Here is a 24,836-nt window from a genome sequence, read left to right on the forward strand (position 1 = left end):
CATGGGTTTGCACGACGGACGCGTCGTCGTGGTCACCGGCTCCGGCGGAGGGATCGGGCGCGAGCACGCGCTCGAATTCGCGCGCCAGGGCGCGAAAGTCGTCGTCAACGACCTGGGCCCGGTCGGCGACGTCGTCGACGAGATCAAGGCCTTGGGGGGTGACGCTGTGGCCAACAACGACGACGTCTCCGACTGGGACGGTGCCGGCCGGCTGATCCGCACGGCGCTGGATTCGTTCGGCGATTTGCACGTTCTGGTGAACAACGCCGGCATTCTGCGGGACAAGATGTTCGTCAACATGGACATCGACATGTGGGATGCGGTGATCAAGGTTCATCTGCGCGGCACATTCGCCCCCACCAAGCACGCGGTAGCGTACTGGCGCGAACAACACAAAGCGGGTACGCCGGTCGACAACCCCCGCATTGTCAACACGTCGTCACCGTCTGGTCTTTATGGCAATGTGGGGCAATCCAACTACGGCGCGGCCAAGGCGGCGATCGCCTCGTTCACCGTCATCCTGTCCGACGAGTTGGCACGGCTCGGCATCACCGTCAATGCCATCGCGCCCAGCGCGTTGACACAGATGACGCAGGGCCTCGACGCGTACGTCGCTGCCATGGCAGAGATCAAGGGGCGAACCGGATTCGATGCGGGTTCGCCGGCCAACATCGCCCCGCTTGTCGTGTGGCTGGCCTCCCGGCAGGCCGCCGATGTCACCGGTCGCGTTTTCAACGTCAAAGGCGGTGGTATCTCGGTCGCCGAAGGGTGGGTAGCCGGGCCCGGGATCAGCCGCGATGCGCGCTGGGACCCGGCCGAGCTGGGTGAAGTGATTCCGGGTCTGCTCGCCGAGGCGCGGCCCAATTCCGATGGCTCAGGCAAACCGCGTGCCTGACTCGGCCAACGGAATCCGCGTTGAGCGGGCCGACCGCATCGGTACGGTGTGGCTGGATCGTCCCGACCGCGGGAACGCGTTCACCTCCGCGATGCAAGACGAGTTGCACGCGCAGCTGGACGCGCTCGACCGCGACGAAAACACCCGTGTCATCATCGTGACCGGTGCCGGCCGATTGTTCTCTGCGGGAGCCGATATGGAGCCCGGCGGCTCCACCTTCGCCTTCGACGACACCCAGCATCGACGCGCCCGGGCCACCATGGGCGCGCGGCCGCGGCCGTGGCGGTTGCGCACCCCGATTATCGGAGCGCTCAATGGATCGGCGGTCGGCATCGGGCTGACCTTCCCGCTGCAGTGGGACATCCGGATCGTCAACGCGGACGCCAAGTATGGGTTCGTTTTCACCCGGCGCGGTCTAATACCAGAGCAGAACTCGTTGTGGCTGCTGCCCAAATTGGTGGGGGTCGCAACCGCGATGGAGCTGTTGTTGACCGGACGGTTGTTCAGCGGTGCCGAAGCACGCGAGCTCGGTATCGCGACAGAGGCCCTGCCCGCTGATCGGGTTTTGGCCCGCGCGAACGAGATAGCCCGCGACATCGCCGCCAATACCGCACCGGCCGCGGTCGGCGCAACCAAACAGTTGCTCTACGAGATGCTCGGCGAAGATGACCGTGAGCTCGCCTTCTACCGCGAATGGGAAGTCTTCCGCTGGATGGGGCGCCAAAGTGACTGTGCCGAAGGGGCACAGTCTTTCCTCGACAAGCGGCCGCCCCAGTTCACCGGGTCCAAACATGCGGCGCTGCCCGAATTTGTCGGAGGTTGGGGAAGCTCCAATGACTGACACCGTGCTCTACGATGTCGACGACCGAGGCGTGGTCATCGTTACGCTGAGTCGCCCCGACCGGCGCAATATGTGGACGGCACAGATGGAGGCCGAGTTCTACAGCGCACTGGACCGTGCCGTCACCGACGAGGCGGTACGGGTGATCGTGGTGACCGGTGCGGGCGATTCTTTCGTGCCCGGCCTCGATCCGACCGTGCTGTCCGAGGTCTCGAGCGGCGCACGCTACGCGGCCAACCGCCGTCCGCAGACGTATGCGACTACCATTCCCAAGCCGATCATCGGTGCCATCAACGGAGCGTGTGCGGGTATCGGCCTCGCGCAGGCGCTCAACTTTGACTACCGGTTCGCAGCCGCCGGCGCAAAATTCAGCACCGCCTTCGCCAAACGCGGGTTGCCGGCGGAAGACGCCACCGCCTGGATGCTGGTCCGCTTGGTCGGGCCGGCACACGCCTTCGACCTGCTCGCCTCAGGACGTGTGTTCCTCGCTGAGGAGGCCGCTGAACTCGGTGTGGTGCAACGGATCGCGCAGCCAGGCCAGGTTGTGAGCGACGCTGTGGCGTTCGCCCACCAGCTCGCCGCGACCGTATCGCCGGTCGCCTTGGCCATGATCAAGTCTCAGATCTGGCGCGATTGTGAATCGACGATGGAAGCCGCTCGTGTTCGAGCCCAGTACCTGTTGACGCTTGCCAAAGCGCAACCCGACTTCGTCGAAGGGGTCAACAGCTTGGCCGAGAAGCGGTCACCGTCCTTCCCGCCATACTCCCCACTCAATATCTAGGCCGCCATGGATTTCGATATAGCCCCTCGGTACGCGGAATTCCGTGAGGAGGTGCGCACCTGGTTAGCCGAGCACCTCGTTGGTGAGTTTGCCGCGCACCGCGGCGTCGGCAGCCCGACCGATGACACCGCGTGGGATGTGCGTGTGGCCTGGGAACGGGAATTATCGTCGGGCAATTGGCTCGGATTGAGTTGGCCGGTTGAATATGGTGGCCGTGGAGTGGGTTTGGCCGAAGAGATCATCTTCGAGTACGAATACGCCCGCGCCGCAGCCCCGGCGCGCGTGAACACTCAGGCATTTGAGCTTCTCGGGCCTACCCTGCTGGCTTTCGGTACTGCAGAGCAAAAGCAGCGCTTTCTGCCCAAAATACTTGCCGTCGAGGAGATGTGGGGCCAGGGATTCAGCGAGCCGGATGCGGGTTCGGACTTGGCGGCGGTCCGCACCAGGGCGGTCGTTGACGGTGCCATGTGGCGCATTGAGGGGCAGAAGGTGTGGACCACATTCGGCCATCATGCCGATTGGCTTTATGTCTTGTGCCGGACCGACCCCGATATCTCATTGCGGCACAAGGGCCTGAGCCTGTTGTTGGTGGATGCCGATCAACCCGGCGTGAATGTTCGCCCGATCGAGAACATCGCGCGGTCAACCGAATTCAGCGAATGCTTCTTCAACGGTGCCCGCACCGGATCTGACATGATCGTCGGCGGCGTCGGCAACGGGTGGCAGGTGGTCATGGCGACACTGGGCATGGAGCGCGGCAGCGCTCTGATGCCGATGCAACTGGCCATGCAGCGCGAGGTCGCCGATCTGGTCGATGCGGCCAAAAGTTGTGGCGCCGTCGATGACCCGTGGATCCGCCAGCGGCTGGTCGACGCCTATATCGGAGTCAGCGTGATGCGGTCGTTGAACCTGAGGGTGATCTTAGATCTGTTGGACGACAATGCTGCTCAACCCGGACGGGCCACCGCCGCCGTGGCAACCAGCGGCAAGCTGTTCGCCTCGGCGCATCATCAGCGGATGGGCGAGCTGGCTATGGACATCTTTGGTGCGCAAGCGGTGTATGACGCCGCTGCCGGGGCCGCCGCGGAGGCGCGCAAGCTCTTCCTGCTGTCACGGGCGGAGACGATTTATGGCGGTACCGCGGAAATCCAGCGCAACATCATCGCCGAGCGTGTCCTCGGGTTGCCCCGGACATAGATAATCAGTTCAAATATGTTACTGTTTATCGCCAGGGGCGCGGCGCGTTGATCGCCGAGCGTCAGGATCATTGACGACAATTGGCAGGCGGCACATGGCGCTGATTACCACGAGTGACCAGGAGGTATTGCGCGACGTCATGCGCGCGTTTCTGCGAAAGTACTCTTCGGAAGCCGATGTCCGCGAGCAGATGGACAGCGATCTGGGATATGACCAGCAGGCATGGGAGACCGCCGCCGAACAGATCGGGATGCAGGCGCTGGCCATCCCCGAGGAATTCGGTGGCGCCGGCTGTGCATTCGACGAGTTGGCCGTGGTCCTCGAAGAGACGGGGCGCACCCTGTTCACCGGGCCGGTGCTGGCCAGTGTTGTTCTGGCCCCCACGGCCTTATTGCTATCGAAGGACCAGCAGGCCTGCCAGCGATATTTGCCGGGCATCGCCGATGGCTCACGCGTGGCTACTGTCGCGATAAGCGAGGATGCCGCGGTCTGGAATGAATCCGACATCGCGGTGACGGCCGTTCCGTCGGGGGATGGGTGGGCTCTCACCGGTACCAAGCGTTACGTGGTGAATGGCGCCGAAGCCGACCTGGTTTTGGTGGCAGCGCGCACGGACGAAGGCGTGTCACTGTTTGCGGTTGACCATGGAGTCGCCGGGCTGACGATCGAACAGCTGCCGGTGATGGATTTGACGCGCCGCATCGCGACGCTGCAATTTGACCGGTGCCCGGCTGTCCTCGTGGGTGAAGAGGGGGCAGGTTGGGCGCCTCTGTCGGGGCTGTTCGACCACGCCATTGCTGCTTTGGCGTGCGAACAGGTGGGCGCGGCTGCGGCAGTACTGGAGTCAACCGTCGGGTACCTCAAGGTGCGTCATCAGTTCGGGCGTCCGATCGGGTCTTTCCAGGCGCTCAAGCACCGCTGTGCAGACATGCTCGTCGAGCTCGAATCGGCCCGATCGGCGGCGGCCTATGCCAGCGCAGCGGTCTCGGCAGGCGCAGACGATGTTTCCGTGGCTGCGTCGATCGCCAAGGTTTATTGTTCTCAGGCGCTGTATCACATTGCTGCCGAGAGCATTCAGATGCACGGTGGCATTGGCTTCACCTGGGAGCATCCCGCCCATCTGTACTTCAAGCGGGCGAAATCGGCTGAGGTGCTTTTCGGATCCCCCGCAGCGCACCGGGAGCGGATTGCCCAGCTGCTCGGCATGAGTTAGGCGATCCGGTCACACTGCCTGCGAGGGTGATGCGCACCGGCGCTACGACATCACGAACTCGCTCCTACCAGCTCATTGCTTCGACGGGCTCAACGCCCGGCAACTTCGCGGATAGGCATCGCCATGCCCGATCCTGTCTTCCTCAGCACCGCCATCGCGGCCTGTCGTATCGCCAATCAGGACAATAATCTATCTTGATAGCAATCGGAATGGAGGCCAATGAACAACGACCAGGATGCGCTGCTGTCCGGTGTGCGCGTGGTGGAGTCGGCGTCTCTGCTCAACGGTGACACCCTGGGGATGCTGCTCGGCGACTTGGGTGCGGACGTGATCAAGGTGGAGAGTCCAGGACGCGGCGACTACCTGCGCGACTTCATGGGTCAGATCACGGCGCACAACAGCCCGGCGCACCTGCAGGTGAACCGCAATAAGCGCAGCGTCGCCGTCGACGTCCGCACCGACGCCGGCCGCGATGCGTTTTGGCGGCTGCTCGAGAGCGCTGATGTGTTCGTTGACGGCAACGCCGCCGGGGCCATGGATCGACTGGGCATCGGCTATGACGCTCAGCGACAACGTAACCCAGCCATCATCTACGCCAGCGTGACCGGATTCGGGCTACTGGGTCCCTATAGCAAAATTCCGACGCATGGCATGTTGATGACCGCCCTGGCGGGGGCCAACCCGGTCGCCCGCGGCGAAGACGGTTTCATGCATCCGATCCCCCCGTCGGGGTTGGGGGGAGCCGAGATGGGTGGAGAGGCTACGGCCGCGGCCGCGGTGCACGCGGCTCTACGAGTCGCTGCCGCTCTGTTCGCGCGGGAACGGACGGGCAAGGGCTGTCATATTGATGTGGCGGGTTCGGATGCCGTCATCGCCCAGGCGCTGGCCGCCGTGATCTATAAGCTCAACGATGCTCGGCTCACCGAGCGTGACTCTTTGCCGACGATTGACGGTGGAGTATGGAAGGGCGCCAAGTACCAGTTCTACGAAACTCGTGATGGCCGAATGGTGATTCTGGCCGCGATCGAGGACAAGTTCTGGGCGAACTTCTGCACAGCCATTGATCGGCCCGACTTGATCAGCTCTTCGGTGTCCTCCGCGGGCGGGGTCGACTTCGGCGGGGACGAGACGGCCCTGCGGGATGCACTGATCGCGGTGTTCGCCTCGCGAGATCAACAAGAGTGGGTCGAACTCGCTGCGAGACATCGTTTTCCCCTTGGCCCTGCGCCCATCACTCTCACAGAGATGGCCGCTGACCCACACATTTGCGCGCGGTCGATCATTGTCGAGGCCGACCACCCCGATGCCGGTCCCTTCACCTACGTGGGTTCTGCGGCTGTCATCGACGGACAGCCGTTTCGAGTACGCAGGCCTGCGCCAGCCCTGGGGGAGCACACCACACAGGTATTGAGCGAGATCGGTTATGACGGTGACGAATTGGAGCTGTTGCGCGCGGGGATATCATCGGTGGCCAATGAGTGGTGACCAGCTCGATCCGTCGCAACAGCCCACACACGGCGACGGGGTGCTCGCGGGTATCCGTGTGCTGGACTTCGGTAAGCATGTCGCCGGCCCGTGGTGCGCGGCGCTTTTGGCCGATCTGGGCGCGGAGGTGATTCGCATTGAGCGGCCCGGCGGGGGCGATGACCGCTACATCGCCCCTGTAGCTGAAGATGGCTCCGGGGCAATGTATCTCGTCTGTAACCGTGGCAAGCGGGCCATTACTCTAGCGGCCCATCGTCCAGAAGCGACGCAGATCATCGACGCCCTGGTCGGTTCCGCCGACGTGGTTGTCGCCAATTTGCCCGCGGCGACGCGGCAACGGATGGGACTTGACTGGGAATCGCTACATGCGCGGCGCCCCGGCGCTGTGCTGGTGACAGCGACGGCGTTTGGTGATGAGGGTCCCTACGCGGAGCGGATCGGTTTCGATGGCACGATCCAGGCGATGAGTGGCGCGATCGCGCTGTCGGGACAGCCCGGGTCTCCGACACGATGCTGGGTCCCCTACATCGACTTTGCGACGGGAAGCTTCTTGGCAATGGGGGTGCTCGCCGCACTGATGGCGCGCATGGGCAACGGCCTAGGTCAGCACGTCGACGGCTCGCTGCTCAACACCGGCTTGTTGATGGGTAACCGCGAAACCGTCGAAGCCCAGGTGCTCGGTATTCGGCGCGAGCCCAGTGGAAACCGGGGGCAGACGTCGGGACCTTTTGACATCTTTGCCACCGAGGACGGTTTCGTGATGGCATCGGTGGTGGGAGATCGCCAATTCGAGCGCTGGTGTTCACTAGTGGATCGCGAGGATTTGCTGCACGATGAGCGGTTCAGCAACGACACCGACCGTGGACGACATGGAAAGGAACTGAGCGATATCTTCGCCAGTTGGTGCGCCGGGGTGACGACCGAAAAGGTGATCGCCGAGCTGTCGCGCGCGGGCATCGCCGCAGGGCCGGTCATGCGTCCTGAGGACCTGCTCGACGACCCCCAAGTGCGATTTGCCGAGCACCTGATCGACGTGCCGTACCCGGGGATGGCACAACCGGCACCCATCGCCGACTTTCCGGTCAGGTTGTCCGGTACGCCTGGCCGGATCCGTGGCCCCGCGCCGACACTGGGCGCCGACACCATCGATATCTTGTCCGAACTCGGGTTCGATCGCGATCGCATCGAGCAGTGGCGCGCCGACAGAGTGATCTGAACGAATCGAATGTGGGTACCGTCTTGAGACTTTCGTCGCGATTGCACCGGCGACGACTCATCACAGGCGACAAAGCACTATAATAAGTCAAATTATTCGGACAGATAGAATCCTTATCTAGCGGCGTCGGCCGCTATGGGCAGCGGGAACTGAGAGGAACGGTGCGCCGCAATGCGGACTTCGACGATAGTCAAGGTTCCCAAGGCCAGCGAACTTGTGGCCGCCAATTTGCGGCGTCGCATCATTACCGGGGACCTGAAGCCCGGCGAACTGTTGCCGAACGAAGCCGTCTTGATGGGAGAATTCGGGGTCTCGCGACCGACGCTTCGCGAAGCCTTCCGGATCTTGGAATCGGAGGCCATTATCACGGTGCTGCGTGGTGCGCGCGGCGGCGGCCGCGTGCTCGAGCCCGACGGCGCCGTCGCTGCTCGCTACATGGGTATCCTGCTGCAGTACCAGGGCACACCGCTGAGCGACGTGTACCGGGCCCGCACCGAGATCGAGGTCTCAGCGGTGGGAATGTTGAGCACCGTGCGACGCAAATCGGCCTTGCAACAAATCGAGGCGTTGGCGCACGAGGCCGAGCCGCTCATCGAGGATGACGATGCTTTTGCCGAACACGATCTGCAGTTTCACTCCGCAATCGTCGAGGCTGCGGGCAATACCACGCTGGCGGAGCTGAGCAAGATGCTGTTCCAGATCATCGAAGCCCACAACGCGATGTACATTGCCACCCACCCCCGCGGTTTCAGCAGCCCGGTCAACAAGCAGGCCCAACGTGCCTATGTGCGTCTTGTCAAACTGCTCAACGAGGGTGATATCGAAGGCGCTCAAAAACATTGGCGAAGGCATTTGGAGGCCGTCGAAACCTACATGGTTGGCGAGGCCGATTCGACCCTGGTCGAGGTGTTGTCCTAGGGGCCGGCCGCCTGACTAGGTGCCGTTGATCAGCGCCAGCCCGTTGTCGCGCAGGAAAGACTTGCGCCGCTCGTCGCCGAGGCCGGCGACGCGCGAGTACATGTCGGCAGGCTCGCGAAGTCCTTCCGCGTGCGGCCAGTCCGAGCCCATCAGCAGGCAATCAACAGTGCCCAACCGCTCCGCCAACGACGGGGTGTCGTCTTCGGGATAGGGCACCACACGGACGTGCTTTTTGAAGACATTGCTGGGGCGTTCCGTCAATTGACCGCCTAGCCACGGACCGCCGCGCGCCATGCCCCGGCTCTTGTCCATGTGCCGAACGAAATGCGGGACCCACTCCGCACCGAACTCACTGACCAGCACCTTGATGTTCGGGAAGCGTCCGAACAAATTGTCGAAGATCAAAGCCGACAGAGTGTCGGTGATTGGGCGTTCGCCGTAGGTGTTTTGCCACTGCCATGCCGAGAACTGGAACGGCGGGCCAAGCCTCCATCCCCAGTCGGTAGCGACGTGCTCCTGGTAGTGGAACTCGGTAATGTGATACGACACAACCACTTTGGCCTCGTTAATGCGGGCCCAGAACGGGTCAAAGTACGGATCTCCGGGCGAGCGGCCATAGGCGGGGCCGGCGGGCAACAGAATGAATCGCGCACCGGCATTTAAAACACGGTCAAGCTCTGCGCACGAGCGCTCGAGGTCGCGCATCGACAGCACAGCCGGTGCGTAGATCGTGCCTTTGAACTCGAATCCCCAGTCCTCGTCGATCCACCGGTTCAACGCCACAATGTTGTCGTACAGAACCTCGGTGTCTTTCAGATAGGCCTCCGCCAGCAGGCTCCAGCCGCCGGGGTACATGATCGACTTCTCGATCTGTTGCTCGTGAAGTTGGATCAGCCGTTTGTTTCTGTCCCGGTACTCGTCCTGGATCGGCTCATAAAACCGGTCTGCGTCGCTGGCATCACCCGACGCGCGTTGCTTCAGCATTTCCACCAGCGATCCCGGGACATACGCCTCGTCGAGGTCGTTCTCCAGTGCGGTCACCAGGCGATCATTCGCGAGCAGAACTTTGTGGTCATAGCCCGCAGCTCTGATGGTGCGCACCGCGGTGTGCAGCTTGTTCTTCGGCATGAATCGGGTGAACGCGTCTTCGGCCTCATAGGAGTGCTGGTCGAAGTCGGTCATCAGGTAGGGCAGCGTTCCGACCGTGTTTTCGATAATGGCCATTGCTATTCCTCCCACGATCAGGCCTGACGTCCACTCTCCGAGAGAATCTATCAAGTTGCGAGAATCTCTCGCAAGTGGCGCGGCTAGTGCGTGGTCGCGTCGGCGAACATGCGGCGGGTGGTGTCCGCTATATCGACCGGCTCGGAAGCCGACTGCCATTGCCAGAGCGCTGCAGCCAGGCAACCGACGGCGAGATTAGCCAGCAGCACATGCCGTCCGTTGACGTCCGTCTCGTTTTCGGCAGCGAACTGCCTGGCCAGCGCGTGTTCCCAGCGGAGCCGCATCCGCATGCTGCGCGGCTCGAGTTCGCGCGTGGTCATCACCAGTCGGGTCACTCGCTGCGTTTCGGCGTCGGCGTCATGCAGGTAGTTGTGTGCAAATTCGGCGACCGGTCCGGCCAGCGCCTCCAGTGTTTGGGCGCGACCTTGGCGGGCGGCAACGAGATTGACCAGGCCATCCACTGCATCGCGTTCGCTGACGAACAGGACTTCCTCTTTGGACCGGAAGTGGCGAAAGAACGTGGCCGGTGAGACTCCGGCGCGCTTTGCGATCTGTTCCACCGTGGTGGCCGAGTAGCCTTGCTGTTCGAACAGCGTCAGTGCTGCGGCTTCGATGTCTCGCTTGGTGCGGGAGCGGTTGCGTTCGCGCAATGACGCCATGATCGCTCCCGTTCGGCTCGGTGTTTTGATAACTGCTGGTGAACCATAGCAACGATCCACGCGAGGGTGCGCTCCGCTCCGTTGATTTCTAATATGATTGAATCATTTAACTAATGAGGCGCAGAGCGCTGGCGGTAGCCGATCAGACAGGTGGACGTCGCATGGGCACAACCGAACACGGCGGCCGAGTGGCCCTGGTCACTGCGGCCGCGGGTCAGGGCATCGGCAAAGCGATCGCAACGCGGCTTGGTGCCGACGGCGCGACCGTTATCGTCACCGACTCCCACCCCACGCGTGTCGTTGCGGCGGCCGCGGAGATCGCCGAGCGGACGGGCGCCACCGTGCATGCCAAACGACTTGATGTTGGTGTGCGCGAGGATATTTTGGAGGTGACCGATTGGGTCGCGCGCGAGGTCGGTCCGATCTCGATCTTGGTGAACAACGCGGCACACAACGAGATGGGGTCGATCTTCGACTACGAGCCCTCGAGCTGGGATCGGGTGATCGCGGTGAACCTCAGCGGGCCGTGGCTGCTGTCAAAGTCTGCAATGACCCAGATGCGCGACGCGGGCCGTGGCGGCGTCATTTTGAATGTTTCGACGTATGCGCCCGATCTGGGCGGGCTCGGTTTGGAAACGCCGTACGCGGTATCCAAGGGCGGCCTCAACGTGCTCACCCGGTGCTGCGCTCACGAGGGCGGCCCTTTCGGCATCAGGGTGAACACCTTGGCCATGGGCGTGGTCACCGGAACTCGATTCATCGATGTCTTGCACCCAGACATCAAGGCCGAGCAATTGCCGAATTCACCGTTAGGGCGGTTGCCGGACGTAACCGACATCGTCGAAGCGGCGGCATTCCTGATCTCCGACAAGTCGAGGGCAACGACCGGCGAGACACTCAACATCGCAGCGGGCATACACATGCGCTACTGAGCACGGGTACCGAACAGAGATCGAAAACCGAACCTCATCAAAGGAGAACGCATGATACCAACCCGGTTTCGAGGCAGCTCAGCAATCGTCAGCGGCGGAGCGGGCGGCCTGGGGGAGGCGGCGGTGCGTCGTCTGCATGCCGAGGGGATTGCTGTGGTCATCGCCGACTTGGCGCAGGATAAGGGCAAAGCGCTCGCTGCGGAGTTAGGCGACGCAGCCGCCTTCGTCGAGACCGACGTCACCGACGAACGCGGTGTCTTAGCGGCGATCGACACCGCACGGCAGCTGGGCACGTTCCGGTACTCCGTTATCGCTCATGGTGGGTGGGGCGTGGCGCAGCGGGTGGTGCAACGCGACGGCAGCCCGGCAGATTTGGACGGATTCACCAAGACGATCGGTCTGTATCTCACAGGTACCTACAACCTACTTCGGTTGGCGGCCGCTGCCATTGCCACGGCCGAACCGATCGACGAGGAACGTGGTGCGGTGGTGATGACTGCGTCAATCGCCGGGTACGAGGGCCAGATCGGCCAGAGTGCCTATGCCGCAGCCAAAGCCGGTGTCATCGGATTGACACTTGCCGCTGCGCGTGATTTGGGTTCGGTGGGGATAAGGGTCAACACGATCGCCCCAGGGACGATGAAAACTCCGCTGATGGAATCGGTTGGCGAAGAAGCACTGGCGAAGTTCGCGGCCTCGGTGCCGTTCCCGAAGCGCCTGGGTACTCCCGCGGAATTTGCTGACGCGGCGACGTTTCTGTTGGGGAACCGCTACGTCAACGGCGAAGTGTTGCGGCTGGACGGGGCGCAGCGCTTTGCGCCTCGGTGAAAAGGAGTTCTGATGTCGTCGACAACCTCGGCACTGGTGACTGGAGCGTCGCGCGGCATCGGCCTTGGCGTCGCAACCCGGCTGGCTCAGCGCGGATTTGGCCTGACCATCGCCGGCCGCAACGAGGGGCGACTCAGCGAGGTGGCTTCCATTCTCCACGCGCATGGCGCGGCCGGCGTGGTGTGCATGGCGGGTGATGTTCTCGACGACGGCTATCTGACGCAACTCCTCGAAGCACACGTGCAGCGCTACACCACGCTGGACGCACTTGTCCTCAATGCCGGTGCGGGTTCATCGGGTTCGATCGCCGATTTTCATCCAAAGCGTTTCGATCGACAATTCGCAATCAATCTGCGCAGCGCATTCGTTCTGATCCAGCTCGCCCTGCCCGTGCTGCGGGCTACGGCATGCGCTGGCTCCCAAGGAGCGAAAATCGTTGCGATGTCGTCGATAACCGGATTCTATGCCGAGGAGGGACTCTCGGGCTATGGTGCGGCCAAGGCGGGCTTGATCTCGTTGTGCCGCTCGATCAACCTCGAAGAAAATGTCAACGGCGTCCAGGCCACGGCCGTTGCGCCGGGTTTCGTCGACACCGACATGACCGAGTACAAGCGCGGGGTGCTCGATAAGGAGCAGATGATTCCGGTCGCCGATGTCGTCGAAGTGGTCGACATGTGCCTTCGCCTATCTCGGCGATCTGTCGTCCCCGAAGTGGTCATCGCCCGTTCAGGAAGCCTACTGAGTGCTTAAGGAGAACAATGCGAATCTTCAGTTCCGCCACCGAGATCCTCGAGGCGGTCGGCGAGGAGTTGGGTATCAGCGAATGGGTCAATGTCACCCAGGACCGGGTGCAAACTTTTGCTGACGCTACGGGTGATCATCAGTGGATTCATGTCGACGTCGAACGGGCCAAACGGGAATCGCAGTTCGGGGGGCCCATCGCCCACGGGTATCTGAGTCTGTCGCTGCTGCCGATGCTGGGCTGGCAGATTTATACGATCGAGGGTGCCAAGATGGGCATCAATTACGGGTCGAATAAGGTGCGCTTTCCGGCCGCGGTACCGGTGGGAGCCAGGGTGCGGCTCCGTTCGACACTACACAGCGCCGAGCAGATACCCGATGGAACGTTGCAATTGATCGTCAACCAGGTGCTCGAGATTGACGGTCAGCCGAAACCGGCTGTGGTCGCCGAGACCATCAGCCGAATCGCGTTCTGACGACGCGTCCCGATCGAGCCCCTCAGGCGCCGCCGGTCAGCATCACCGTCTGACCGGTCATGTATTTCATACCGTCGGAAACCAGTGCGACCACTGCCCGACCGATGTCGTTTTCGGCATCGCCCATCCGACCCAACGGAAATGCTTCTGAAGCACGGTCGTCTAGACAGGTCGACTCGTTCGACCAGGTGATTTGCATCGACCGGCAGCGCGACGCCGGTGACGACGTCTGCACCCTCTTCGGCGAATCGCACGCAGTGGGCTCGCCCCTGTCCGCGCTCGGCGCCGGTGATGAACACAACCTTTCCCTCTGGGCGTTTGATCATCTGTCTGTCCTCGCCGGTACCGGTCTGACAGTGTAAAGTCAGCTCGATGAGCAGGCTCGATATGTCGAATGATGAACTCGTGGAACGATTTCCCGGTGAACCAATCACTCACGACAATAAGGCGCATTATCTCGGACGCCTTGAGCGCCGGTTGCTCATCAACCGATGCGATGCCTGCGGGACCTGGCACCATCCGCCCCGGTCCCTTTGTGCGGAGTGCTGGTCGTCGGACGTGACCGCCACCGTTGTGTCGGGTGCGGGCACGATCGCACTCGCGATTTTCCTGCACCAGGGTCCACCGGCGGAGGGCGTCGACTACTCCGCGCCGTACCCGGTTGTCACGGTAGACCTTGATGACGCGCCCGGGGCCCGGTTCACGGCAACGGTCGTTGATGCGCCTCGCGAGGATATCGTGATCGGCGCACGCGTGGCATTGGACTGGACAGAGCGCCACGGCAGCCCCATGCCAGTCTTCCGAATCGGAGAAATTGCGTGAAATCGACGAACGCGGTTGCGAATCCCCTCAGGCATCGGGTCGCGATTGCCGCAGCGGCCAGCACTGGATTCACCGCCACCAACTCTGAACGCACGCAAACCGGATTGGCGGCGCAAGCGTGTATCGACGTCATACGTCAGTGCGGGCTGACCGCTGCCGACATTGACGGGCTGTGTGGTTCATGGCCCACGACGGCGGATTTGCAGAATACGCTTGGGATCCCACGCACCACGTGGACGGCCAACCCGTTGATCCCGTTCGGCAATCACCTCGCCGCTGCTGCCGCTGCCGTGTATGCCGGTCTCGCCAACGTGGTCCTCGTCTACCACGCGGCATACAGGATGGCATGGAATACGGCTTCCTCGATGCGCGACCCATTTCGTCGCATCGCCACACCTGGACTTGCCGACCCACACCCGGGGCCAGAAACGATGGCGGCCTCGGTCGGCTACGCCGGTTGGGCATCCCGGTATGTACACGATTATCGGGTACCCAGGGCTGCGCTCGGCAGGGTCGCGCTCAACGATCGCTCCAATGCCGCGCGAAACCCTCTCGCGGCGTTGCGAACCCCTATCACCATGGACGACTATTTGGCGGCTCGAATGATCCGCGAACCGCTGTGTCTGCTCGATATGGATCTGCCGGTGGATGGTGCGGACGCGTTCATCGTGACGAGCGCGGAACGGGCGAGGGATATGCCGTTTCCTCCCGTGCTTATCGATGCCGTGGTGCTGGGCCAGTCGGACCGAAACGACGAGGACCAGATTCGCGGGTTGGACCACCACGGTCAGCAGGTCGTCGTCGACACGCTGAAGGCGAAGAGCGACTTCTGGATTGAGGACACCGACGTGTACTTCCCCTACGACGGCTTCTCGATCCTGGCGTTGAACTGGATCGAGAACACCGGGTGGTGCGGACGTGGGGAGGCGGGTGATTTCCTCGAGGAGCATTGGGATGAAACCACCAACCGTGTGTTGATCAACGGCCGGGTACCGATAAATCCGCACGGCGGCTCACTGTCCGAAGGCGCCACCCAGGGATCGGGGCACGTTCGCGAGGCGGTCCACCAGTTGCAAGGTCTCGCCGGCGAGCGCCAGGTACCCGACGCGCAGCGCGCGTTGCTGACGCCCGGCGGATTCTTCTTCAACGCTCAAGGTCTGACGTTGAGCCGAGGGTGACGAGTCACCGTGCCGAGTGCTGCCCAGCCGCTGGCTGCGTCCGGACTCGCACGGTTAGCGATCGATTTCGTTCCGGATATCCTCCGGCAGAACGCCTTCGGTGATGTCGTCGCCGCCGAGGTCAGTGGGGAAGATGATCGACGTGCGGGCGAAATTGCCACCGTCCGCGGACGCGATGGTCTGTCCTGACATGTACCGCGACTCGTCGGACACGAGGAACAGCGCTAGGTAGGCGTTGTCACGGATCACCGGTGGCTGTTCAAGACGTAGAGGCATCGCTCGCTTATCCGGGTCCCAGGGCGTCATCTCCTCGTAGGACTTGCCCAGTACGTCCGCTTCGGGCCCCATCGCGAAGTTGACCGACATGCCGTGGACGGGGCAGAGCGCGTTTGCGCGGATTCCAAATTTACCGAGCTCAAGCGCTGCTGCGCGGGTCAAACCGTTGGCGGCTGCTTTGGATGCCGTGTACATCGGGAAACCTGGGTAGGCGTTGAACGACGCGGCGGACGAGGTGGCGAGTAGATTACCGGTCTCCCCGTTGGTGACCATCCACTTCGCTGCGGCGCGCCAGGCCAGGTAGATGCCCGTGACGTTGACCGCGAAAATGTTGTCCCAGTCCGCCAGCGCGGAGTCAACGAACCCGCTCATGCCGAACCCGGGCTCGGGGATACCGGCGTTGGCCCACATGACGTCGATGCGCCCGTGGGCCTCCACGGTCTCGGCGACGAGCCGCTCCATATCGGATTCGCTGCGTACATCGGCGTCGGTGGAAGTTGCATTTCCGCCTTCAGCGAGAATTTGTTCGGCGACAGCCTTCGCGCGGCCGGGTACGACGTCGCTGGTGACGACGGTAGCGCCTTCTGAGGAGAACAGCAGGGCAGACTCCCTGCCGAGTCCTGAACCCGAGCCGGTGATCGCGATGACCTTGTCCTTGAGCCGCATGTGATGTCCCATCCTTGGTGCGCGAAGCGATTGTAGCGCAAAAACCGATAAATCATCTGCCTGTTTTGGCAGCCCGGCCGTGCCTGATGTTAGTGTGTGTCCAATTACGTTACATCGTAAGGTTCGCTGACTACAGCCGGTGCAGAAGGTGGGAATGATGACGGACACAGCAGAAAAGAAGCGGTTCGACCCGCGCTTGGCACCGCTGACGCAGCAGGTGAAGGACATGCGGGAACCGCAACCCATCTACTATCGTCTGGCCAACGAGGTGAGAGCCGAAGTGGTCGAAGGCGTTTACACGCTGTACCGCTTGTCCGACATCCTCGCTGTCAACCGGCACCCTGAGGTTCTCGGTGCCGGCGGTCAAGGCGGCTCGTTCGGCAACGACGGCGCGCTCATCCCGCTGGAGATTGACGGTGAAGATCACCGCAAGTGGCGCCGCATCCTGGACCCGATGTTTGCCCCGAAGCGGATCGCGTTCCTGGAGGATCAGATCCGCGCGCTGTCCCGAGAGCTCATCGATTCGTTCGCGGCGAAGGGACGCGCGGAACTCCACGATGCGTTCTGCGTGCCGCTACCCAGCTTGACGTTCCTTCGACTCGTGGGCGCGCCGGTCGACAGGCTCGACTTCTTCATCGAGTTCAAAGACGGCGTGATCCATCCGCAGGGTGATACCCAAGAGGAGATGGAGGCCAACATGATGGTGTCGGCCGCCAAGATCTACGAGTTCTTTGTAACTTTTCTCGCTGAACGGCGCGCAGAGACGGGCGAGCGGGAGGACATCGTATCGCAGCTGATCCATTCCGAGTTCGACGGACAGCCACTGACGGACGAACAACTGGTCAACGTCATGTTCCTGTTCATGTTCGCCGGATTGGACACGGTGACGTCCTCGTTGTCCTGTATTTTCGCCTGGCTGGGCGCGCATCCCGAGGAGCGCGACCGGCTGGTGGCCGATTCTTCGCTCATCCCGCTCGCCGTCGAGGAACTACTCCGGTACGAGTCGCCGGTGCCGTCCGGGTTTCGATACGCCGAGGCTGACATCGACCTGGGTGACGGTCTGGTCATCCCGAAGGGCGCCGCGATCCACGTGGTGTGGTCGTCAGCGAATGTCGACCCGAAAGCTTTCGACGATCCATTGAGCGTCAAGCTCGACCGTGGCCGCATCAGCCACATCGCCTTCGCCAGCGGCACGCATCGTTGTCTTGGCTCGCACTTGGCTCGCATGGAGCTTCGCATCGCCGTCGAGGAGCTCCTGAAGGCCGTTCCGGATTTCACCATCGACTCCGAGGCACCGCTCGAGTTCAACAACGTGGCCGTGCGGGCTGCGCTGCAACTGCCGATCAAGTTCACACCGCGCGCTTAGCGCCGCCAGCTAGCGCGCTGATCTCCCGCGGGCCGACTTCGGGATGGGTTTCGGTGGATTCTCTAGCTGCACGCGTAAACCCGCGATGAGAGTATCGATGCCATATGCGAAGAAGTCTCGACCCCGCAGCTGTGCGAGGTGGGGGATAAGCGAACTCAACGGCTCACCGAGTTCGGGATTGCTCGGCCACTCATCGTGCCCGCCCAGCGTCTGAACTTGATAGCGACCAAAGAGATACGTGTGAATCATCGCGTAAGAAAGGAATACCCGAGGGCCCTCGAATCCCGCGTCCACCAGAATCTGGTGGATCGCGCTCATCAGCGACAAGTCGGTGTGTGTCATACGCTCGAGGAGCACGCTGGCCACTCCCGGGTGGTCGTGCAGTCGGGCATCGATATTTTCGAGGACCGTGCGCAGGCGTTCGTCCCACGAGCCGGCGGACCGCGGAGGAATCTCTACCTCTGACAACAACTTTCGCGCAACAAGCTCGAGCAGCTCCTGCTTGTCATGGACATACCAATAGGGGGCCATGGCGGAACGGCCCAACTCTCGGGAGAGTCGGCGCATCGACAAGGCCTCCAAGCCCTCAGCCCGGATGATCGTCAACGCGGCTTCGACAATCTGATCCTCGGTCAGCGTCGGAGTCTTTCCGCGGCGAGGCGCGGAGTTGGCGTTGATGGAGCTGATGGTCGTACCCGTCCCGGTCGGTGGAATCCAATCAGATGATGTTAGTCGACCCAGCACGCGTTATGACGGTCTACATCGAGGCGGCCCGACTTCTCACGTCAGATACCGTGGCGGTGTGATGGGCTGTCAGTGACATTCACGAAGGTTAGCCGCGAACGTTGATGCCGCCCGGATAACCGCCGCCGCCGAACATCCTGTCGAGCGCGTCGTAGTCCGTGGCCCCTCCGCTGCGGGGCAGCGCGTCGATGAATTCAACCGTCTTCGGCTTCTTGTAGGAGGCAATGCGTGCTCGGCAGTGCTCGATGATCTCCTCGGCGCTGACGGTCGCGCCGTCTTCGAGTGTGACAACCGCCTTGACCGATTGCGTGAAACGGGCATCGGGCACGCCGATGATTGCGGCCTCTTTGATCGCAGGATGGCTAGTCAGGCAGGACTCGACTTCAGGTGGGTAGATATTCTCGGCCGCCGACTTGATCATCCTGGTCATCGTGCCGATGAAATGGATGGTGCCGTCGGATTCACGACGTCCGCAGTCCGTTGTATGCCACCAACCGTTTCGCATGCGGGCGGCATTGACTTCCGGCCTATTCCAGTACCCGAGGTGGACGGTGTCCCCCTTGATCGTGATCTCGCCAGTGCTGCCATTGGGGACCTCGGTGCCCTCCGCATCGACGATGCGAACCAGACTCATGGGGGAAGGCCGTCCCGAATTGCCGATTCCTCTGCCGCCGAAGGCATTCAGCACAGCCAGGCCGGTTACTTCGGTCTGCCCGAATCCGCCGCCGGACGCGCTCCAGGCTGTGGTGTCGGGCGGCAGCGCATCCCCCCATACCGGCGCGAGCGCGCCCGCGCGCAGGCAGGAGATATCGAGCTTGCGGGATTCGTTGAGGGCCTTCATCTCGAGGATCGTGGGCGGCATCAGGAATGCCGACGTGACGCGCTCGGTGGCAATGATATTGAGGAGCTCGTCGGCCTGCACGCGGCGAACGTAGACGTTAGTGCCACCTGCTACGAAAACCGGCATCGCGTCGAACTGGAAGTTGCCGATGTGGAACAGCGGCCCGGAATTGATAAAGACACTGTCATTGCTTGCGCCGGTCACCGGTCCGGTGACGGTGGCCATCGCGATCAAGTTGCGGTTGCTCAGCATCGAGCCGTTGGGGCGACCGCTGATCGCGGCGGTATAAATCACGAAGACTGCGTCGTCCGGTTCGCTGGCGCGCGCGACCGGATTGTCGCCGGCAGTCGCGAGGAGGTTCTCGTACGCGTCTGCCGCCTCTGTATCGTGCTGAATCCACGTGGCCGAAGTACCGGCCAGCGACCGAGCGGCCTCGACGCGATGACCAATTTCCTCCTGTTGCCAGACGATGACCTTCGGGTCGAAGTCGTCGATCACAAATGCGAATTCCTCCGCGGACTGCCGCCAATTCGCCGCGCAGATCATGGCACCCAGACGCGAACACGCGATCATCAGTTCGAGGAAGCGGAACGATGTCTGCGCCAGCCACAGCACCCGATCGCCCCGGCGGACACCGCGCTGTGCCAGCAGACGGGCGGCGCCGTCGACTCGGCCGTCGAGCTCCGGCCAGGTCAGCCGCACCGAACCGTCGATCACCGCGACCTTGTCCGGGTACTGGCGACGGTGCTCAGCGCAGACGTCAGAAAGTGTGACACCGGGCATGGGGTCCTCCGCTCGGTTAGGTGAATGCGCATAATTATCTACCACTATGGGCTGTGGTGGACCTCACGTTACAGTGTAACGTCAGAGGCGCGCCGTCGGCCCACGCCAATACGGCAAGCGTGCCCGAACGAAGGAGGATCGTGACCGTCCAATCCGACCCGACCTCGGCCTCAATCGGTGCGGTCGACTCACCAGGACAGTATCTGCAACACGAGATCGAGACGGCTCCGCGCGAGGAGATCACTCGGTGGCAGGAGCAGCGGGTCATCGAGCTCGTCGCCTACGTCTGGGAGCGCGCGCCCTTCTATCGGGAGTTGTGGTCGGAAGCGGGCCTTTCCGGCCCTGGGGACGTTCGTTCCCTCGCGGACTTCAGCAACAAGATTCCCACGTTCGGCAAGTCCGATATCCGCGAATACCGCGCCCGGACCGGTGATCCATTCGGCGGTCTGTTGTGTGTCGACCGGTCAGAACTGACGTCGATCACATCAACGTCGGGTACCACATCGGCGCCCGAGCCCTTGCCGGAGATCTGGGAACAGAGCCCTCCGTTGCCGACGATGTCGACGCGTTCAATCTGGGAACTCGGCCTTCGGCCCGGCGACCGCGCGCTGGTTCCGACCGGGACGTTCCGCAATTACATAGCCCGTCACTACCACGCGCTTGGTCTGATTCCGGTGTTCTGCGATTGCTGGATCGGTCAGGGTGAGCGCGTCCTCCAGGCGATCGAGCGGCATCAGATCGCCTACATGCAGCTGTTCCTCCCCACGGTGATGGAATTCGAGCAACTCGAACCGAAGTACGACATCGCCAAGATGTTGCGATCGCTCAAGGGTGCCTCCTTTGCCGGCCAGCCTCTCGGCGCAGTGCTCTCGCGAAAGGTCAGGATCGACTGGGGAATCAATCTCATGACCTACACCAGTGCCGGGGACACGGGGACGGCCTGGGAAGGCGGCGAGCACGACGGATACCACTTGCAGGAGGACACGGTGTATCCGGAGTTCCTCGACCCACAGACCGGTGAGCCGGTGGCGGACGGCGAGATTGGTGAGCTTGTCGCGACGGACCTCGATAATCCTGCGGCGCCCTACATCCGGTTCCGCTCCGAAGATTTGGTGCGCATGACGCGGCAGCCGACACCGAGCGGGCGCACCCACGCGCGCACATGGGTGGTGGGGAGAGCAGGCGACGAGATCAAGGTGGGCGCCAAGGCGCTCGTGCTGTCGGAGATATGGGCCCTCGTCGAATCTCTGCCGGAGTGTGGCGACGCCCTGTTCCAAGTGGTCAAGTACGCACCGACAATGGAGATTCTTCGGGTGCGCGTCGGTTATGCGCCGGACCGCACCGGAGACGTGAACGAGTTGCACGAACGCGCTGTTGCCCTCCTGGTGAAGGAACTCGGAGTGAACGTGGAAGTGGAGATGATGACGGTCGACCAGATCCTGGCCACCAGTACCAGTGTCGCGAAGTTCCCGAGGACGGTGAAGGCATGAGCCGCGCCACGATGCTCGCGGCGACCAAGGACCTTCCGCGCCCGCCGCTGTACGGTATCGCGTCGTGTCAGGTTGGTACCGAGTTCCGTGACTTCGAGATCGGATGGGATGAGGTCGAGCGCGACACCGACTGGGCAACAGCCGTATTGCGTACAGCCGGGCTCACCAAGGGCGACTTCGCCATCACCACCATGATGAGTTGGGAGGACGCCTGGTCAGCTCCGGTGATCGACGCACTGCGACGGCTCGGCGTGGTATTCCTGCCGGCCGAGGTCTTTGGCTGGGACGCAAAACGTTTCGTGTACTTCGCTCAGGCGCTTGCGCCGAAGGCGATCATTGGACTCGGTGCTGAGACGCTGGACGGCATCGCCCAGTTCGACGCCGATGCGGGCGAGCTGCTGTCTGGTATCCCCATGGTATGGGCCCGCGAGGACGCATATCCGAAGCTCGCGGAACTCGGCGTTCCAGCTCATTCGTACGTGCGGCTCGGACCGGCGCTCGCGCTGGGGCTGCCGGGCGTGGGAACCGTTGTCAATTCCGCGGAATGGTCGGTGACGTCTGACGATGGCCGTTTGATCGTGTCCACCGCGGGAGAGCGTGCATCGATGTTCAGGGAACTCGATACGGGCATTCGGGGAAGCGTCGGGCGAGTCACCGAGCACGGTGTGCTCGTCAACTTCGAGTCCTGAGGCCGGCCTCACCCGAGTCGTCGAATGCGCTGCCGGGGCCGCCCTATCGCTCGGAGCCGACCCCGCCGCAAAGCAGCAACATCGCCGGATCAGCGTCCGACGCCAGGCCGTCGTTTAGACGTGCGGGCTGGCGATGGTCTTGACGCGAAGGTATTCGCGGAAGCCCTCGATGCCGTGCTCCGAACCGACACCGCTGATTCCCCAGCCGCCGAAGGGTGCGTCGGCCGCGAGGTAGAAGGACATGCCGATGTTGACAGTGCCGGCACGCAGCCTGTTGGCTACCCGCCAGGCTCGCTCCTCATCGGAGGACTGGACGTACGCGCTCAAGCCGTAACGCGTGTTGTTGGCGACGCGCACCGCCTCGTCGTCGTCACCGTCGTACTTGACGACGGCGAGTACGGGGCCGAACACTTCCGTCTGCGCCAGCTCCGCGTTCTCGTCGACATCGACGACCAGGGTCGGCTCGTACCAGTTGCCCTTGGGGCGGTCGCCGCGCTTACCGCCGACGAGAACCCTCGCGCCGTCGGCGCGGGCGCGATCGACGAGGCCCTCCATGCGGTCCACCTGCTCCCTGCGGATGATCGGGCCGATGACGTTCGCCGGGTCCATGGGATCGCCCCAGGACAGTCCGCCGAGGGTCGTCTCCAAGCGTTGGACGAGCTCGTCATAGATGTCGGCGTGCACCACCATGCGCGTCGCCAAGGCACAACCCTGACCGCTGTTCGACATGCACATCATCGTGCCCAACATGCAGGTCAGATCGAGGTTGGCGTCGGGTAGCACGATATTCCCGGACTTGCCGCCGAGTTCAAGGACGACTTTGCGGATGCCGTTGGCGGCGCGCTCCTGGATGCGCTGGCCGACACCGGGGGAGCCGGTGAAGTGGAACAGGTCCACGCGCGGGTCACCCGTCAACGCGTCACCGGCGATCGCCTTGTCCGCCGAGCTGATCGTGTTGAACACACCCCGCGGGATGTCGGTCTTCTCCTGTGCCACCTGCGCCATCTTCGCGGCGACAAGAGGGGTGTCGGGGGCGCTCTTGAGGACCACGGTGTTGCCGGTCGCCATCGCGTGCGTGACCTTCCAAATGGCGGTCATGAACGGGGCGTTCCACGGAGTGATCGCGCCCACCACGCCGTAAGGCTCGTATCGAACCCGCCGGTTGCTCTTCATGCCCAGCACCTCGCCCGGACCGAGGTCGCGCTCCCATTCAAACGACGTGGTGAGCTCGTTCCAGAAATCCATGCCGTCGATCATGTAATCGACGTGGGTCGGCCACACCGACGCCGGGACGCCGGCCTCCTGGGTCAGCAGCGTGCGAAAGGCGGGGGCTTCCTCGTAGAGCGCGGCCTGGAGCTGCTCGAGGCAGTGTCGACGGAATTTGTGATCGGTCCCCCACGAGGACTCGTCGAACGCCCGGCGGGCCGCGGTTACGGCGTCGTGGACGTCGTCGGGCGCAGCATCCGCGGCCGACGCCACCACCGAGTCATCGGCGGGATTGATGACGTCGTAGCGCTTGCCCGACTTCGCCTCCCTGAACTCGCCGTCGATGAACAGTCGGCCCTCGTGGTCGGTCTGCGACATGCTCGGCCCTTTCGGATAAATATGGATTGTCGTCATCGCGTGACACGCTGCAATGCAACCGGTCACGGATGATTTTCACTGTAACGTGACCCATCGCATAGTTCAATAATCTGCCTAATTTAGACGGTTACGGATGCGTCTGACGAAGTCATGCATGCCCAGCGGGCGCCGGGCTAGGCGCCGCCGGTGAGCATTACCGTTTCTCCGGTCTGGTAACTCATGTCATCGGACACCAACACGACTACGGCGCGTCCGATGTCGGTCTCCGGATCACCCATGCGGCGCAGTGGAATTCGGTCCAACTGCCGCTGAAACTGTGCCGGATGCCGTTGGCGGAAGTCCTCGGCGCCCGGGGACATGGCGTTTGGGACGACGACGTTGATCCGGATGCCGTCGGGTCCCCATTCCCTGGCTGCCACCCGCGAGAGTCCGCGGATAGCCTCCTTCGCCATCGCATAGGCGCCGAAGGTGCGATTGCCTTCGATCGCTGTCGACGAACCCAGGTTGACGATCGAACCACCACCCCGCTCTTTGAGGTGTGGGTAGGCCGCCTGCATTCCGTAGAACGTCGCTAAAGCCCCTGTGCGATAACATAATTCAACGTCATCATCAGTGAGGTCGATCAGCGGCCGTTGGACCGCCGATTGGGCGTTGTTCACCAGTATGTCGAGGCCGCCAAAGGCGTGGACCGCGGCCGCTACCATGTCATTTATCTGGCCCCGATCGCCGACGTCGCACTGGTGAGCACGTGCGGCGCCCCCGAAATCGGTGATCTCACCGGCCACTTGCAGGCATTTCTCAAGCGTGCGTCCCGCGATGAACACGCCAGCGCCTTCCTTGGCCAGCGCGAGTGCAATCCCGCGGCCAACACCCTGGCCGCCACCGGTGACCACAGCAACTCGCCCGGTGAGACGCGAACCGATGACTCCTTCGGCGTGGGGCATCGATACCTCCTGGCGTAACGGCCGATCCGACCTTACACCGTAATGTA

The 24,836-nt window shown here is 62.8% G+C and carries 24 protein-coding genes and 2 pseudogenes; 17 read left to right on the forward strand and 9 right to left on the reverse strand.

Going from position 1 to position 24,836, the window contains the following annotated elements; all coding sequences use genetic code 11:
- Position 1 precedes the first annotated feature (1 nt).
- From EPN51_RS20070 to EPN51_RS20105, 8 genes are all read left to right on the forward strand, one after another.
- Positions 2–895 carry an SDR family oxidoreductase gene (locus EPN51_RS20070; protein WP_293045948.1) on the forward strand — a complete coding sequence of 298 codons (894 nt, stop codon included), beginning with the start codon at positions 2–4 and terminating at the stop codon, positions 893–895.
- On the forward strand, positions 888–1,736 hold the full coding sequence (locus tag EPN51_RS20075; RefSeq protein ID WP_293045951.1) for an enoyl-CoA hydratase-related protein: 849 nt from the start codon (positions 888–890) through the stop codon (positions 1,734–1,736). Before EPN51_RS20070 ends, EPN51_RS20075 begins: the two co-directional genes overlap by 8 nt.
- Positions 1,729–2,517 carry an enoyl-CoA hydratase-related protein gene (locus EPN51_RS20080; protein WP_293045954.1) on the forward strand — a complete coding sequence of 263 codons (789 nt, stop codon included), beginning with the start codon at positions 1,729–1,731 and terminating at the stop codon, positions 2,515–2,517. Before EPN51_RS20075 ends, EPN51_RS20080 begins: the two co-directional genes overlap by 8 nt.
- 6 nt (positions 2,518–2,523) lie before the next feature.
- The gene (locus tag EPN51_RS20085; protein ID WP_293045956.1) at positions 2,524–3,714 is read left to right on the forward strand and encodes an acyl-CoA dehydrogenase family protein; all 1,191 of its coding nucleotides are present in this window, start codon (positions 2,524–2,526) and stop codon (positions 3,712–3,714) included.
- 94 nt (positions 3,715–3,808) lie between these two features.
- Complete coding sequence (locus tag EPN51_RS20090) at positions 3,809–4,927, forward strand: acyl-CoA dehydrogenase family protein (RefSeq protein ID WP_293045959.1); 1,119 nt, start codon at positions 3,809–3,811, stop codon at positions 4,925–4,927.
- A 219-nt stretch (positions 4,928–5,146) separates the two neighbouring features.
- Entirely contained in the window at positions 5,147–6,412 is a 1,266-nt protein-coding gene (locus EPN51_RS20095; protein WP_293045962.1) for a CaiB/BaiF CoA-transferase family protein, read from the forward strand.
- On the forward strand, positions 6,402–7,628 hold the full coding sequence (locus tag EPN51_RS20100) for a CoA transferase (protein ID WP_293045964.1): 1,227 nt from the start codon (positions 6,402–6,404) through the stop codon (positions 7,626–7,628). Before EPN51_RS20095 ends, EPN51_RS20100 begins: the two co-directional genes overlap by 11 nt.
- 171 nt (positions 7,629–7,799) lie before the next feature.
- Positions 7,800–8,546: an FCD domain-containing protein gene (locus EPN51_RS20105; RefSeq protein ID WP_293045966.1), complete on the forward strand. Its 747-nt coding sequence runs from the start codon at positions 7,800–7,802 to the stop codon at positions 8,544–8,546.
- Positions 8,547–8,561: 15 nt separating this feature from the next.
- Here the strand turns inward: EPN51_RS20105 and EPN51_RS20110 are convergent, their stop codons facing one another.
- Together EPN51_RS20110 and EPN51_RS20115 are read right to left on the reverse strand one after the other, a co-directional pair.
- A complete protein-coding gene (locus tag EPN51_RS20110; RefSeq protein ID WP_293046360.1) occupies positions 8,562–9,770 on the reverse strand; it encodes an amidohydrolase family protein in 1,209 nt (402 codons plus the stop codon).
- 83 nt (positions 9,771–9,853) lie between these two features.
- Positions 9,854–10,429 carry a TetR/AcrR family transcriptional regulator gene (locus tag EPN51_RS20115; protein WP_293045968.1) on the reverse strand — a complete coding sequence of 192 codons (576 nt, stop codon included), beginning with the start codon at positions 10,427–10,429 and terminating at the stop codon, positions 9,854–9,856.
- A 161-nt stretch (positions 10,430–10,590) separates the two neighbouring features.
- Here EPN51_RS20115 and EPN51_RS20120 point away from each other — a divergent pair, with 161 nt between their 5' ends.
- The 4 genes from EPN51_RS20120 to EPN51_RS20135 are packed head-to-tail and all read left to right on the forward strand — an operon-like array spanning position 10,591 to position 13,406.
- Positions 10,591–11,361 carry an SDR family oxidoreductase gene (locus tag EPN51_RS20120; protein ID WP_293045970.1) on the forward strand — a complete coding sequence of 257 codons (771 nt, stop codon included), beginning with the start codon at positions 10,591–10,593 and terminating at the stop codon, positions 11,359–11,361.
- A gap of 51 nt (positions 11,362–11,412) precedes the next feature.
- Complete coding sequence (locus EPN51_RS20125; RefSeq protein ID WP_293045973.1) at positions 11,413–12,189, forward strand: SDR family oxidoreductase; 777 nt, start codon at positions 11,413–11,415, stop codon at positions 12,187–12,189.
- Positions 12,190–12,201: 12 nt separating this feature from the next.
- Complete coding sequence (locus EPN51_RS20130; RefSeq protein ID WP_293045976.1) at positions 12,202–12,939, forward strand: SDR family oxidoreductase; 738 nt, start codon at positions 12,202–12,204, stop codon at positions 12,937–12,939.
- Between the two features lie 8 nt (positions 12,940–12,947).
- Complete coding sequence (locus EPN51_RS20135; protein ID WP_293045978.1) at positions 12,948–13,406, forward strand: MaoC family dehydratase; 459 nt, start codon at positions 12,948–12,950, stop codon at positions 13,404–13,406.
- A 22-nt stretch (positions 13,407–13,428) separates the two neighbouring features.
- Here the strand turns inward: EPN51_RS20135 and EPN51_RS20140 are convergent.
- Positions 13,429–13,572: pseudogene (locus EPN51_RS20140) on the reverse strand (SDR family oxidoreductase); the annotation flags it as partial.
- Between the two features lie 55 nt (positions 13,573–13,627).
- A pseudogene (locus tag EPN51_RS20145) lies at positions 13,628–13,732 on the reverse strand (SDR family mycofactocin-dependent oxidoreductase); the annotation flags it as partial.
- 46 nt (positions 13,733–13,778) lie between these two features.
- Between EPN51_RS20145 and EPN51_RS20150 the strand changes: the two are divergent.
- Both EPN51_RS20150 and EPN51_RS20155 read left to right on the forward strand, forming a co-directional pair.
- Positions 13,779–14,228 carry a zinc ribbon domain-containing protein gene (locus tag EPN51_RS20150; RefSeq protein ID WP_293045980.1) on the forward strand — a complete coding sequence of 150 codons (450 nt, stop codon included), beginning with the start codon at positions 13,779–13,781 and terminating at the stop codon, positions 14,226–14,228.
- Positions 14,229–14,428: 200 nt separating this feature from the next.
- The gene (locus tag EPN51_RS20155) at positions 14,429–15,406 is read left to right on the forward strand and encodes a thiolase family protein (protein WP_293045983.1); all 978 of its coding nucleotides are present in this window, start codon (positions 14,429–14,431) and stop codon (positions 15,404–15,406) included.
- Positions 15,407–15,460: 54 nt separating this feature from the next.
- On the opposite strand, the gene EPN51_RS20160 is transcribed toward EPN51_RS20155, so the two are convergent.
- Positions 15,461–16,348: an SDR family NAD(P)-dependent oxidoreductase gene (locus EPN51_RS20160; protein ID WP_293045986.1), complete on the reverse strand. Its 888-nt coding sequence runs from the start codon at positions 16,346–16,348 to the stop codon at positions 15,461–15,463.
- A gap of 157 nt (positions 16,349–16,505) precedes the next feature.
- Between EPN51_RS20160 and EPN51_RS20165 the strand changes: the two genes are divergently transcribed.
- On the forward strand, positions 16,506–17,714 hold the full coding sequence (locus tag EPN51_RS20165) for a cytochrome P450 (protein WP_293045988.1): 1,209 nt from the start codon (positions 16,506–16,508) through the stop codon (positions 17,712–17,714).
- A gap of 9 nt (positions 17,715–17,723) precedes the next feature.
- On the opposite strand, the gene EPN51_RS20170 is transcribed toward EPN51_RS20165, so the two are convergent.
- Positions 17,724–18,458 carry a TetR/AcrR family transcriptional regulator C-terminal domain-containing protein gene (locus EPN51_RS20170; protein WP_293045990.1) on the reverse strand — a complete coding sequence of 245 codons (735 nt, stop codon included), beginning with the start codon at positions 18,456–18,458 and terminating at the stop codon, positions 17,724–17,726.
- A gap of 88 nt (positions 18,459–18,546) precedes the next feature.
- The gene (locus EPN51_RS20175; protein ID WP_293045993.1) at positions 18,547–20,082 is read right to left on the reverse strand and encodes an AMP-binding protein; all 1,536 of its coding nucleotides are present in this window, start codon (positions 20,080–20,082) and stop codon (positions 18,547–18,549) included.
- A 140-nt stretch (positions 20,083–20,222) separates the two neighbouring features.
- On the opposite strand from EPN51_RS20175, the gene EPN51_RS20180 reads away from it, so the two are divergent.
- Complete coding sequence (locus tag EPN51_RS20180) at positions 20,223–21,572, forward strand: phenylacetate--CoA ligase family protein (protein ID WP_293045994.1); 1,350 nt, start codon at positions 20,223–20,225, stop codon at positions 21,570–21,572.
- Positions 21,569–22,261: a hypothetical protein gene (locus tag EPN51_RS20185; RefSeq protein WP_293045996.1), complete on the forward strand. Its 693-nt coding sequence runs from the start codon at positions 21,569–21,571 to the stop codon at positions 22,259–22,261. Before EPN51_RS20180 ends, EPN51_RS20185 begins: the two co-directional genes overlap by 4 nt.
- Positions 22,262–22,375: 114 nt before the next feature.
- Here the strand turns inward: EPN51_RS20185 and EPN51_RS20190 are convergent, their stop codons facing one another.
- Both EPN51_RS20190 and EPN51_RS20195 read right to left on the reverse strand, forming a co-directional pair.
- Positions 22,376–23,845 (reverse strand): aldehyde dehydrogenase family protein, encoded by a 1,470-nt coding sequence (locus EPN51_RS20190; protein WP_293045999.1) that lies wholly within the window; start codon positions 23,843–23,845, stop codon positions 22,376–22,378.
- Positions 23,846–24,018: 173 nt separating this feature from the next.
- The gene (locus tag EPN51_RS20195; RefSeq protein WP_293046363.1) at positions 24,019–24,768 is read right to left on the reverse strand and encodes an SDR family oxidoreductase; all 750 of its coding nucleotides are present in this window, start codon (positions 24,766–24,768) and stop codon (positions 24,019–24,021) included.
- Between the last annotated feature and the right edge of the window lie 68 nt (positions 24,769–24,836).

This window comes from Mycobacterium sp., from assembly GCF_004298145.1.
GTDB lineage: Bacteria > Actinomycetota > Actinomycetes > Mycobacteriales > Mycobacteriaceae > Mycobacterium.